We start from the raw sequence: 13063 nt of genomic DNA, 5'->3' as shown, positions 1-13063 counted from the left end.
TCTCACTACTTTCATATACTAATTACGCAAGGGTTTCCCTGTTTTCAACATGTGCTGGATGCGCTCCAAAGTCTTCCGTTCCGTACAAAGTGAAAGGAATGCTTCGCGTTCTAAATCCAACAAGTACTGTTCACTAACATAATTGGCTTCAGATAAATCCCCTCCGGCCATAACGTAGGCCAGTTTATTGGCTATTTTCTTATCGTGTTCCGAAATGTAATGCCCCGCTTCCATGGAATCGGTTCCTACCAAGAACATTCCAAGCGCTTGTTTACCCAGCACTTTCACGTCTTTTCGTGGTATTGGTTTGGTGTATCCTGCTTCCGCCATTAATTTGGCATGTGCTTTGGCTGTAGCAATTTGTCGATCTTTGTTCACGATCACTACATCTTTTCCTTTTTGCAGGATACCCAAATCGAAGGCTTCATAGGCAGATGTGGACACTTTCGCCATACCGATGGTTAAAAAGTACTCCTGCAGCACGTTCAATTCCACATCATTTTTTCGGAAGGTATCTGATGCACGAAGTGTCATTTCCTTGGAGCCACCTCCGCCGGGGATGACCCCGACGCCAAACTCCACCAATCCAATATAGGTTTCTGCCGCGGCGACTACTTTGTCGGCATGCATGGACAATTCACAACCACCTCCCAAGCACATGCCATGTGGCGCTGATACTGTGGGGATGGAGGAATATCGCATCCGCATCATGGTATCCTGAAAGTATTTGATGGCCATGTTCAGTTCGTCGTATTCCTGTTCCACGGCCATCATAAAAATCATTCCAATATTGGCTCCCACAGAGAAATTGGCAGCTTGGTTTCCGACCACCAATCCTTGGAAATCTTTTTCAGCTAGGTCAACAGCTTTGTTCAATCCTGCGAGAACATCACCACCGATGGTGTTCATTTTGGATTGGAATTCGCAGTTCAATATACCATCACCCAAATCCTCGATGACCACCCCACTGTTTTTGAACACTTCTTTTGACGTTCTGATGTTATCCAAAATGATGAAGGCATCCTGACCCGGAACTTTTTCCATGGCCTTCTTGGGGATGTCATAAAAATAGGTAGCACCATCTTTTACCGTATAAAAGGAATCAACTCCGGCTGCTTTCATTTCTGCAACCCAAGGGGCAGCTACCAAACCTTCGGCTTTGATGAATTCCAGACCTTTATCCAGTCCAACTGCGTCCCAAATCTGGAATGGGCCGTGTTCCCAGCCAAACCCAGCTTTCATGGCATCATCAATCTTGTAGAGTTCGTTGGTTATTTCCGGAATACGATGGGTGACGTAGGCAAACAATGCCCCGAAACTTTTTCGATAAAATTCTCCGGCCTTATCCTGTCCATCCACCAACACCGAAAATCTATCGATTACTTTGTCAATGGTCTTGGTAAGCTCCAAAGTGGCGAATTTTGCACTCTTTTTATCACGATACTCCATCGAGTCCAAATCCAAAGTGAGGATTTCGCTCTTGCCATCATCACCTTTAACCTTTTTATAGAAACCTTGTCCCGTTTTGCTTCCCAACCATTTGTTTTCCATCATGGTATTGATGAAATCTGGGAGTTGGAACAGCTCGTGACGCTCATCGTCCTTACAATTTTCACTGATTCCATTGGCTACATGCACCAAAGTATCCAAACCGACCACATCAACCGTACGGAACGTGGCAGATTTTGGTCGTCCAATAACAGGTCCGGTAAGTTTGTCAACCTCTTCCACCGTCATGCCCATTTCCTTTACCATATGAAAAAGGCTCTGAATACTGAAAATCCCGATGCGGTTGCCGATAAAGGCAGGTGTATCCTTGGCCACCACAGAAGTTTTGCCCAGATACTGCTCGCCGTAACTGTTCAAAAACTCCAAAACTTCAGGAGAAGTTTCGGGCCCAGGGATAATTTCAAAAAGCTTTAGGTACCGCGGTGGGTTGAAGAAGTGGGTTCCGCAGAAATGTTCCTTGAAATCCTGACTTCTTCCTTCACTCATAAACTTAATGGGAATGCCCGAAGTATTGGAAGTAATGAGTGTTCCTGGTGTTCTATGTTTTTCCAAGTTTTCAAAAACTTGCTTTTTAATGTCCAACCGCTCCACGACCACTTCAATAATCCAATCCACTTTGGAAACCTTGGAAATGTCATCCTCCAAATTTCCGGTGGTGATGCGGTTCGCAAATTTTTGATGGTAAATAGGGGAGGGTTTTGACTTTAATGCTGCGGCCAAGGCGTCGTTCACCAATCGGTTACGCACAACTTTGTCCTCCAAGGAGAGCCCTTTGGACTTTTCCTTTTCGTTAAGTTCCCTTGGTACAATATCCAGCAATAAAACCTCGACGCCGATATTGGCAAAATGGCAGGCAATGCCACTTCCCATAATACCAGAACCGATAACGGCAACTTTGTTGATATGCCTTTTCATTGATGTATGTTTGTTTTAATTAGTCGTTTTTATGTATATTTTTTTATCTGAAATCAATTTGTTGATAATATCCATGGTCTTAAAGAAACCTGCAAGATTTTCTTCGGAGACGTTTTCTTTGACCACTTCATTGAAACGGAGCACTACATCTTTGGACTCCTTTCGTTTTTCCAGCCCTAGAGCAGTAAGGTGAATCAAGACTCCTCTACCATCGTTGGGGTTTGGTTTTCGTTGGATATACCCCCTTTCCTCAATATTTTTTAAGATCCTGGATAAACTTGTGGCCTCCATTCCCATTTTGGGCCCGAGTGCGGTGCTTGGAGTTCCTTCCTTGGGGTCGATGCTCAACAGCGTAAAGCCTATGGCCATGGTTACCCCATAATTCTTGGCCTCTTCATTGTACATTTTGCTTACGGCTTGCCAAGTGGCTCTCAGTGCATAATCAATGGTCAAATCTTTCATAGAACAGTTTGGTGTTCTCAAATATATGAAAATTTATTATGCATGCATAATAAATACATCAAATTATCCTAATGAAAATTAAATCCTCTCGAGTTGGGTAGTGGGTATGTTATTTTAGATTGATGGTTGGAGAATCAATGCCCATAAATGTCATTGTAGAGGTCTATATATTTCTCCTTTACAATTTTCCGTTTTAATTTCATGGTAGGGGTAAGGTGCCCTTCTTCAACACTCCAAACATCTGGGGTGAGCCTAAACTGTTTTACTTTTTCCCATTTGGCAAATTCCTCATTGGCAAGGTCCACTTCCTCCTGAAAACGGGCTATTACCTTTTCATTCTTGACCAAATCTGAATTATCACCCACGGTTACCTGATGTCTTTTGGCCCATTCACGGACAAATTCAAAATTAGGTTGAATTAGAGCAGCTGGCATTTTTTCGCCTTCGCCAACAACCATAATCTGTTCTATAAAGCGGGATTCTTTAAATCGGTTTTCCAACAATTGAGGAGCCACATATTTACCGCCTGAGGTTTTGAACATTTCCTTCTTACGGTCGGTAATCTGCAAAAAGCCATCTTCATCAATCTCTCCAATGTCACCGGTATGGAAATAACCATCTTTGAGTACTTCTGCTGTTTTTTCAGGGTCTTTATAGTAGCCCATCATTACATTGGGTCCCTTGCACAGTATTTCCCCATCTTCGGCAATTTTTATCTCAACGCCATCCATGATCCTACCCACCTTGCCTATTTTCCAACCATGGTTGCGTATTTCGCTGACTGATATCCCAGGGGATGTTTCCGTTAAGCCATAACACTCCATGATGGGCATGTCCGCAGCGGCAAAAATATGCCCGAGCCTGGGCTGTAATGCCGCACTGCCAGAGGCCATCATTTCCAGGTTACCGCCGAGTGCTTCCTTCCATTTACTGAAAATCAATTTTCTGGCCAGCTTTAATTTCAGCTCGTACCACCACCCATTTGCTTTGTAGGGCTTAAACTTGAATCCAAGTTCCACGGCCCAAAAGAAAAGCTTCTTTTTAAGTCCGGTAAGTGCCGTGCCCTTAGCAATGATGGCATCATAAACCTTTTCCACCAGTCTGGGTACAACGGTCATGCATGAGGGTTTCACTTCTTTGACATTTTCACTGATTTTGTCCAGCCCTTCCGCAAAATGGATTTCATAGCATAGATAGATGTATGCATAGGAAAATGTCCGTTCAAAAATATGGCAGAGGGGAAGAAAACTCAAGACCCTATCTCCAGGCTCTAGCGGTAATCGGTTTTGCGCCGATAGCACATTTGAAACAATATTATTGTGGGATAGCATTACGCCTTTGGGTTTTCCCGTTGTTCCAGATGTATAAATAAGCGTGGCCAAATCGCCAGGAGATACCCCAGCTTTTCGGTTCTCAACTTCTTCTTGTTTCGAAGTATCCGCTCCAAGCTCCAAAACTTCTGTCCAACTCTTGCAATTGTCCAATTGATCAAAAGAATAAACGTCTTTTAACGTCTTTAGGTTTCCACTTATGGCCAAGACTTTTTGAAGTACTTCGTCACAGGACACAAAACAATATTTGGCCTCGGAATGATTCAAGATGTATTCATAATCTTCCTCAGAAATGGTGGGATAAATAGGAACATTTTGCGCACCTACCTGAAGTATGCCTATATCGGCAATGCACCACTCGGTCCTATTGGTGGTAGAAATAAGGGCTATCTTGTCATTGGGCTTAACCCCCAGTTGAAGTAAGCCTCTGCTAAATGCATTTGCCTTATCAATATATTCCTGTGTTGAGGTTGCTACCCATTGGCCGTTGTATTTTGTGACCAATGCCTTTTCGAGGGGGTGTTTTTCCAATTGGTAGTATGGAAAATCGAATAATCGGGTAACTTTTTGCATAGTAAGTTTCTGTAAAGTAATTGCAAAATAGGGAAAGGAAACGGTATTTTAAAACGAGTTATTCAAAAACAAGCATAAATTCCTGCCAATTTTACACCATATGCAATTTCATGCCCTCGTGGGAATCCGTGAATCCCAAAGATTTGTAGAATGCCAATGCACCAGTTCGTTTTTTGTCCGTGGTCAATTGTACCACATGGGCTCCTTTTTGTTTTGACCGCTCAATGGCCCACTGAAATAATTTTTTGCCAATTCCTTTGCCGCGATAGGCTTCATGCACTCTAACGGCTTCAATCTGAGCCCGGATTCCACCCTTATAGGTAAGATATTGAATAAAGCTCAATTGAAGGGTTCCAATGACTTCACCATTCTCATTTTCGATGATGACCAATTCCTGGTTGGGGTCATTGAAGATATTATCGAAGGCATGGTAGTATGTATCGGGAAGAGGGTCTTTATAATCTTCCCGAAGCTTCCCCAATTTGTCATTGGTCAACAGTTGCACTATGACAGGAACATCTTCTTTTTCTGCCTTTCTAATCTTCATGGTTTATGTTTTCTACCCATTTTCTGGCATTCACAAATGCCTGTAACCAAGGTGAGACCACATCGGTTCTATCCTTTGGATAGTGGGCCCAGTTCCACGGGAACGTGGACCGCTCAATATGCGGCATGGTTACCAAATGTCTACCTGTTTTGTCGCAGAGCATCGCGGTATTATAATCGCTGCCGTTGGGATTGGCGGGATACCCTTCATATCCATATTTGGCAACGATGTCGTACTCGTTTTCAGCATGGGGAAGACTGAATTTGCCCTCACCATGCGAAATCCAGACACCCAAGGTGGTACCGGCCATATTGGAGAGCATCACCGAATTGTTTTCCTGAATTTTCACGGAGGTGAAACCACTTTCGTGCTTGTGTGAATCGTTGTAGGTCATTCTACCGTGAATCTCGTGTTCTGGATTTATCAAGTCCAATTCCATGAACAATTGACATCCGTTACAGATTCCCACCGATAAAGTATCGGGGCGGGCGAAAAAGTCTTTTAAAGCCTTATTGGCCTTTTCATTGTATTTAAAGGCTCCGGCCCAACCTTTGGCACTTCCCAGAACATCCGAATTCGAGAATCCGCCCACAGCACCAATAAATTGAATGTTTTCCAAGGTTTCCCGGCCCGTGATAAGGTCGGTCATGTGCACATCCTTCACATCAAATCCAGCCAAATACATCGCATTGGCCATTTCGCGCTCAGAATTGCTTCCTTTTTCGCGAAGGATAGCAGCTTTGGGTCGTTGGCTGATCGGAGTCGAAGCCAACGGGAGCTTTCCAGTAAAATCTTCCGGAAAATTGTAGTTCAGAGCTTGATTTTTGTAATTATCATAACGGTCTTTGGCCAGTCCGTGGGAAGTCTGTTTGTTGTCCAGCAAAAAGGAGGTTTTGAACCATGTATCACGCAGTGAGGCAATGTTCAGTCCAATCTCTACCCCATTATTTTTGATACTGAGCGTGCTCTCCGAAGCGACACTACCTATATTATGGAATGTAATCCCGGCATCGTTCAATATGTTTTCAACGGACGCATCCTTAGCTTGGAAAACGAGCCCGGCATTTTCAGAAAATAATAGTTTAATGCTATCGGATTCTCCAATGTCGTTCAAATCGAGTTGGGCGCCAAGATCATTGTCTGCAAAGCAGAGTTCCAAAAGGGTCGTGATCAATCCACCTGAGGCTACATCGTGACCTGCCAAAATTTGATTGTTTTTAATCAATCCTTGAAGTGTATTGAAAACGATCTTTACATAATCAGCCTCTAAAACGGAAGGTGTTTCATTTCCGATGCCATTCAATATTTGGGCAAAGGAAGAACCGCCTAATTTATGACTGTCTTTGGAAATGTTGATGTAATAGATGTCACCTCCATCCTTTTGAAGGACAGGTTCCACTACCTTGGTGATGTCATCGCAGTGTGCTGCTGCCGAAATAATTACAGTTCCAGGGGACAGCACCTCACCATCCTTATATTTTTGTTTCATGGAAAGCGAATCCTTTCCGGTGGGCACGTTGATGCCCAATTCAATGACAAAATCCGACAAGGATTCCACCGCCTTGTACAAACGTGCATCCTCGCCTTCGTTGCGGCAGGGCCACATCCAGTTGGCGGATAGCGAAACGGATTTCAATCCCTCTTTTAAAGGTGCCCAAACCATATTGGTCAAGGATTCCGTCACACTATTTCTACTTCCCGCAACAGGGTCAATTAAAGCGGAAACTGGCGAATGCCCAATGGTGGTGGCAATACCTTCCTTGCCTTTAAAATCCAAGGCCATTACCCCGCAGTTGTTCAAGGGTAATTGTAAGGGACCAGCACATTGTTGTTTCGCCACGTGCCCGCCCACACATCGGTCCACCTTATTAGTGAGCCAATCCTTGCAGGCTACCGCTTCCAACTGAAGCACCTGCTCCAAATACTCATGGAAATGCTCCAAGGAATAGGAGAGGGGCGGATAAGTTTGTTGGGCCGATTTATCATCCATTATGGTCTTAGGTGAACTTCCAAACATATCCGAAAGTTCCAAGTCCATTGGTTTTTCACCGGATTTGTGGGATTCAAAGGTGAATTTATGATTACCAGTGACCTCACCCACATTGTACATGGGAGAGCGCTCACGAGCTGCCACACGATCCAACAAATCCAGATCTTTTTCACCAATCACCAATCCCATACGTTCTTGGGATTCGTTGCCAATCAGTTCTTTTTTGGAAAGGGTAGGGTCCCCGATGGGCAATTTGTCGGTATCGATGTTGCCTCCGGTTTCTTCCACCAATTCCGATAAGCAGTTGAGGTGTCCTCCAGCGCCATGGTCATGGATGGAAACGATAGGGTTATCATGACTTTCCACCAGTCCACGAACAGCATTGGAAGCTCTTTTTTGCATTTCGGGGTTGGAACGTTGTACGGCATTCAGTTCTATAGCAGCACTAAATTCTCCTGTATCGGCACTGGAAACGGCTGCACCACCCATTCCGATGCGATAGTTATCCCCACCTAGAACGACTATTCTGTCTCCTTTTTTGGGCGTGTCCTTTAAGGCTTGGTCGGTTTTTCCGTAACCAACTCCTCCGGCCATCATGATCACCTTGTCAAAGCCTAATTTTCGAGGTGTCATATTGAGCGCAGTCGAGATATCTTTTGACTCATCATGTTCAAATGTAAGCACCGAACCCGCGATAAGTGGTTGCCCGAATTTGTTTCCAAAATCGGATGCTCCATTGGAGGCCTTGATCAAAATATCCATTGGGGTTTGGTAGAGCCATTCACGTTCCGCCATCCCTTTTTCCCAAGGTCGGTTTGCCTCTAATCGAGAATACGAAGTCATGTATACAGCGGTTCCCGCCAAGGGCAATGAGCCTTTTCCACCGGCCAAACGATCTCGAATCTCCCCTCCGGAACCCGTCGCAGCTCCGTTGAAAGGCTCCACGGTGGTGGGGAAGTTATGCGTCTCGGCTTTGAGGGATAAGACTGAATCAAATTCTTTTTCTTCGTAAAAATCCGGTTTATCGGCACTTTTTGGTGCAAATTGAATGGCTTTTGGTCCTTTGATGAAGGCCACATTGTCCTTGTAGGCCGAAACGATATCGTTTGGATTTGCCTCGGAAGTCTTTTTGATCAATTTGAATAGGGAAGAGGGCATCTCTTTCCCATCTATAATAAAGGTGCCATTGAAAATTTTATGGCGGCAGTGCTCCGAATTCACCTGACTGAAACCGAATACTTCAGAATCCGTTAACTTACGTCCCAATTTTTGGGCAAGCCCTTCTAGGTAGGCTACTTCCTCATCACTCAAAGCCAAACCTTCCTTTTGGTTGTAGGCGGCAATGTCCTCAATCTCCAAAATGGGTTCTGGGACGATGTTGATGGTATAAATATCTTGTCCCAATCCCTTGTATTTTTGGGAGAGCATGGGATCGTAATCCGTAAAGTCTTCCACAACGGCATGGAATTCCTCAATCCGAATAATTCCGGCAATGCCCATGTTCTGGGTAATCTCGGTGGCGTTGGTACTCCATGGGGTGACCATGGCGGCACGTGGCCCAACAAAAAAGGCGTCGAGTGACGCCGCTTCTATCTTGGGTTGGTTGCCGAACAACCATGTTAATTTTTCATTATCTTCCTTAGTGATTTCCTGAGTAGTCTGGACGGCAAAAACCTTGGTAGCCTTGTCCCCAAAAAAATGGATCATACAATTTATGCGTTGAACGGTTTAAGAAAGTGCAAATTTACGATTTTGGGATGGATTTTATGTTTTCGAATGTTTAGAGTTTTGAACCATGCGTGTTGATAGCTGATTTATCAATTCCCAAGCGTTACTGACAAATTTGCAACACAGGTCACAAACCCATTTGACTAGTTTGAAAGCTGTTTAAGGTTTCTGGTATGAAAGAACGAAGAAGGAAAATCGTGAAATGGCTACTTGCCTCCATTGTAATTTTGGGCATCCTTCTTATTTTGATTGACCATTGGAGTGCTGGTACATGGGTCAACTTTCTCAAGCATCTATTAAAAAATGTACTTCGTGGGCTATTTTGACTTTTGTGGATGGCATATTCAGTTGGATGACCGATTAAAAGGGAATTAAAACCAATAATTCCAGTATTATTTTATGGAGTAATTAAAAATTGGATTGCAATTGTATCTTGCTATGGTTATTTTTCTGCTCTTTCCCTATCTTAGAAGGATTAATGCTAATTCAAAATCCAACCGTATGAAAACTGTCAATACCCTATTAACCGGGGCGCTATTGTTTTGTTCTGTTGCCACGGCAACCGCCCAAAAAAAATATTCCAAAAAACAGATTGAAAAACTAAAGACCGAGGTCGCCCAAATTGTGGAAGACCACAAAAAACAGTCCCAAGTTATGGTGGACAAAATATTCAGCTTTGCTGAACTCGGTTTTCAAGAGGAGGAAAGCTCCAAATACCTTACCGGAATCTTGGAGAGCAATGGGTTTGCCATAGAGCATTCCATTTCAGGGATTCCCACCGCATGGTTTGCCACATGGAGCAATGGGGACGGACCCACAATTGCGTTGGGTAGTGATGTAGACTGTATTCCCAAAGCTTCGCAATATCCTGGTGTTGCCTATCATAAACCCATTGTGGAAGGTGCGCCCGGTCATGGTGAGGGCCACAATTCTGGTATCCCTTTAAATATCACATCAGCCCTGGCGGTAAAAGAAATCATGGAGCGTGAAAATATTGGGGGTACTTTGATTCTATGGCCCGGAATTGCCGAGGAATTGGTCGCTGCGAAAGCATGGTATGTGCGTGATGGTCTTTTTGACGATATCGATATGTGCATCTTCACCCACGTAGGCAACAATTTTGGCGTTTCTTGGGGTCCTACCCGAGGTACTGGATTGATTTCGGTGGAATACCTTTTTGAAGGAGAGGCCGCGCATTCCGCCGGTGCACCATGGAGGGGAAGAAGTGCCTTGGATGCCGCTGAATTGATGAATATTGGCTGGAATTACAAGAGAGAGCACCTGCATCCCCTAAAACGCTCACATTCCATTTTTACTGATGCGGGAGACCAGCCAAACGTAGTGCCCTCCAAAGCAGCTATCTGGTTCTATTTTAGAGACATTACTTATGAAGGCATCATGGAGATGTATGCTGAGGCAAACGACATTGCCAAAGGTGCGGCTTTGATGACAGGAACTACCATGACCTCACGGATTTTGGGAACCGCTTGGCCCAGACATTATAATAAAGTGATTGCCGAGACCATGTATGAGAATATTGAAAAAGTAGGGTTGCCCACTTGGTCCGATGCGGACCAAACTTTGGCCAAAGCTGTACAAACTGAAGTAGGTTCCGAAAAAATTGAAGGTCTTCCCACCGAGTTGGATGAAATTGGCCTTCCCGTATTGGAACCCATTAGCGGTGGTTCGGATGATATTGGTGACATTTCCTGGAAAATCCCAACAGTGACCATGCGTTTTCCTTCCAATATTCCCGGTTTGCAAGGTCACCATTGGAGCAACGCCATCGCCATGGCTACGCCTATTGCCCACAAAGGGGTGACGGCCGGCGCAAAAGCGGAAGCCATGACCTTGTTGGACTTTTTGTTGAAACCTGAATTGCTGGAAGGAGCTTGGAATTACTTCAACAATGAGCAGAGCAAAGAAACCAAGTATCAGCCCATGATTTCTGCGGATGATATGCCTCCTGTCTATTTAAACAAGGATAAGCAGGATACCTTCCGGGATGAGTTGGAGCAATACTACTACGATGAGACCAAATACGACTCCTATTTGGAGCAGTTGGGAGTAGAGTATCCTACGGTGAAGGAATAAGAGTAAAGAGAATTGTCAGTTCCAGCGGAGTCGAGAACCTTTGAGGCACATCTCGACTGCGCTCGATTTGACATGAGTGCAAATCAGTTAAATAATGCCCTAAACGCCAAGGGTGATTGCTTGGTTTTGCTCTTGAACAGTTTACTGAACGATTGGGAGTGCTCAAATCCCAAAGTATAGGCAATCTCGCTTATGGAAAGTTGGGTGGTGGACAGTTTTTCCTTCGCTTTTTCAATCAATTTTTCATGGATATGTTGCTGGGTGCTCTGTCCTGTCAATACTTTAAGCAGACTGCTCAAATAATTGGGGGAAACATTCAAGGTTTCCGCAACATATTGGACCGAAGGGAGTCCTTTATGGATGGCTTCCTCATGGTTGAAGTAATTGTTGAGAAGGTCCTCCAACCGAACCAAAATCTCGTGGTTTGAAATTTTTCGTGTGATGAATTGGCGTTGATAATAGCGTTCTGCATAATTGAAAAATAGTTCCAGTTGTGCAATGATGATATTTTGACTGAATGTATCCGTGTTGGAATGGTATTCGTGTTGAATGTTCAGCAGGATATCCGTTAGGGTTTTCTCTTCCTTTTCAGAAAGAAAAAGGGCTTCGTTGATGTCATAACCAAAGAATTCATAGTTTTTGATGTTTTTGGCCAAGGGGGTATTCCATAAAAAATCGGGATGAATCAGAAGCAACCAACCTGAAGGCGTTGTTTCAGCAGGCAACATTTCAAACTGAAGCACTTGACGTGGGGCAATAAAACTCAACAACCCCTCATCAAAATCGTACTGCTGTTGACCATATCGTACCTTGGCGGGAACATCTCTTTTTAGTCCAATGGAGTAAAAATTTTGTATCCAAGTGACCTCTTTATCATGAGTTTGGTAGTTTACTTTTGAGTAATCAATTAAGCTTACTAAAGGATGCTCTGGTTTTGGCAGATTGCAAAAGGTATGAAACTCGCTTAATGTATTAAAAGTGTACATCTGGATTTGTATCAAAAAATTGTGGAGTAAATGCTGGGCAAACCAAATGATCGGCCCAGCATTTACCAAATTAACTATTAATTCGCAAAATCGGTGGAATAGCTCAACTCCTTATAGGCGAGCAAGGCATTTTCCAAGGTTTTCAATTTGTTTTCAGCCATGGCATACGCATCACTTCCCAAGAACAAATGAAGCATGGGATTATCACTTTCAGCTACCTCTATCAGTACCTTTGCTGCTTTTTCAGGATCACCCAACTGATTTCCAGAAATTTCTTCTATATGAAGGCGTTCAGACTCACGTGCATTGGCATAGACATCCATACGGTTAGCTGCCAAACGCAAGGAATCACTAGTTAAGAATTCCGTACGGAAATAGCCAGGATAGACCAAAGTGGTATTGATTCCAAAAGGTTTTGCTTCTTCTGAGAGGGCTTCGGTTAGCCCAACCACAGCAAATTTTGTGGCACAATAGATACCAAATCCTGGAAAATTGGCCACCATTCCAGCAACCGAAGCAATATTGAAAATATGTCCGGAACCTTGCCCCCTTAAAATTGGCATGGCTTTGCGAACTACATTCAATAAGCCAAAAACGTTTACATCAAAGTTTTGTCTGCATTCCGAATCAGTCAACTCTTCCAAGGTTCCATTTTGACCGTAGCCTGCGTTGTTGACCACCACATCAAGACTTCCAAATGTTTCAACGGTTTTGGAGATTCCAGAGGCTATGCTTACCTCACTCATTAAATCAACCTGCAACGGCAGAAAATTATCATGAGTGCCTACTGCACTTTTCAGCGCAGGTAAACTTCTGGAGGTAGCGGCCACTCGGTATCCTCCATCCAATAACTTTTTCACTAAAGCCAGTCCAAGACCTTTTGATGCTCCTGTGACCAACCAAACTTTCTTTGTGTTCATTTTTCTTT

At 43.9% G+C, this 13063-nt stretch carries 8 protein-coding genes; 1 reads left to right on the top strand and 7 read right to left on the bottom strand.

Translation table 11 applies throughout. The features are described from left to right. Positions 1-18: 18 nt before the first annotated feature. From FG28_RS18950 to purL, 5 genes are all read right to left on the bottom strand, one after another. Positions 19-2424, bottom strand: coding sequence for a 3-hydroxyacyl-CoA dehydrogenase/enoyl-CoA hydratase family protein (locus FG28_RS18950; RefSeq protein WP_036385605.1), 2406 nt, complete (start codon positions 2422-2424; stop codon positions 19-21). Between the two features lie 15 nt (positions 2425-2439). Continuing rightward, positions 2440-2886: a MarR family winged helix-turn-helix transcriptional regulator gene (locus FG28_RS18945; protein ID WP_036385604.1), complete on the bottom strand. Its 447-nt coding sequence runs from the start codon at positions 2884-2886 to the stop codon at positions 2440-2442. 134 nt (positions 2887-3020) lie between these two features. Then, complete coding sequence (locus tag FG28_RS18940; RefSeq protein WP_036385602.1) at positions 3021-4790, bottom strand: long-chain fatty acid--CoA ligase; 1770 nt, start codon at positions 4788-4790, stop codon at positions 3021-3023. Between the two features lie 91 nt (positions 4791-4881). Beyond that, positions 4882-5337 (bottom strand): GNAT family N-acetyltransferase, encoded by a 456-nt coding sequence (locus FG28_RS18935; protein WP_036385600.1) that lies wholly within the window; start codon positions 5335-5337, stop codon positions 4882-4884. Further along, positions 5327-9034, bottom strand: a complete 3708-nt coding sequence (gene purL, locus FG28_RS18930) for a phosphoribosylformylglycinamidine synthase (protein ID WP_036385598.1) — start codon at positions 9032-9034, stop codon at positions 5327-5329. Before purL ends, FG28_RS18935 begins: the two co-directional genes overlap by 11 nt. 522 nt (positions 9035-9556) lie before the next feature. Here purL and FG28_RS18925 point away from each other — a divergent pair. After that, positions 9557-11149 (top strand): amidohydrolase, encoded by a 1593-nt coding sequence (locus FG28_RS18925; protein ID WP_036386888.1) that lies wholly within the window; start codon positions 9557-9559, stop codon positions 11147-11149. 83 nt (positions 11150-11232) lie between these two features. On the opposite strand, the gene FG28_RS18920 is transcribed toward FG28_RS18925, so the two are convergent. Both FG28_RS18920 and FG28_RS18915 read right to left on the bottom strand, forming a co-directional pair. After that, positions 11233-12135, bottom strand: a complete 903-nt coding sequence (locus tag FG28_RS18920) for an AraC family transcriptional regulator (protein ID WP_036386886.1) — start codon at positions 12133-12135, stop codon at positions 11233-11235. Positions 12136-12212: 77 nt separating this feature from the next. Next, the gene (locus tag FG28_RS18915) at positions 12213-13055 is read right to left on the bottom strand and encodes an SDR family NAD(P)-dependent oxidoreductase (RefSeq protein WP_036385597.1); all 843 of its coding nucleotides are present in this window, start codon (positions 13053-13055) and stop codon (positions 12213-12215) included. Between the last annotated feature and the right edge of the window lie 8 nt (positions 13056-13063).

Source organism: Muricauda sp. MAR_2010_75 (genome assembly GCF_000745185.1).
Taxonomy (GTDB): domain Bacteria; phylum Bacteroidota; class Bacteroidia; order Flavobacteriales; family Flavobacteriaceae; genus Flagellimonas.
This window is presented reverse-complemented; position numbering and strand designations above follow the sequence as displayed.

Coding starts and splice junctions, on each gene's coding strand:
- FG28_RS18950 (WP_036385605.1), bottom strand. CDS start 2,424: ATGAAAAGGCATATCAACAAAGTTGCCGTTATCGGTTCTGGTATTATG.
- FG28_RS18945 (WP_036385604.1), bottom strand. CDS start 2,886: ATGAAAGATTTGACCATTGATTATGCACTGAGAGCCACTTGGCAAGCC.
- FG28_RS18940 (WP_036385602.1), bottom strand. CDS start 4,790: ATGCAAAAAGTTACCCGATTATTCGATTTTCCATACTACCAATTGGAA.
- FG28_RS18935 (WP_036385600.1), bottom strand. CDS start 5,337: ATGAAGATTAGAAAGGCAGAAAAAGAAGATGTTCCTGTCATAGTGCAA.
- purL (WP_036385598.1), bottom strand. CDS start 9,034: ATGATCCATTTTTTTGGGGACAAGGCTACCAAGGTTTTTGCCGTCCAG.
- FG28_RS18925 (WP_036386888.1), top strand. CDS start 9,557: ATGAAAACTGTCAATACCCTATTAACCGGGGCGCTATTGTTTTGTTCT.
- FG28_RS18920 (WP_036386886.1), bottom strand. CDS start 12,135: ATGTACACTTTTAATACATTAAGCGAGTTTCATACCTTTTGCAATCTG.
- FG28_RS18915 (WP_036385597.1), bottom strand. CDS start 13,055: ATGAACACAAAGAAAGTTTGGTTGGTCACAGGAGCATCAAAAGGTCTT.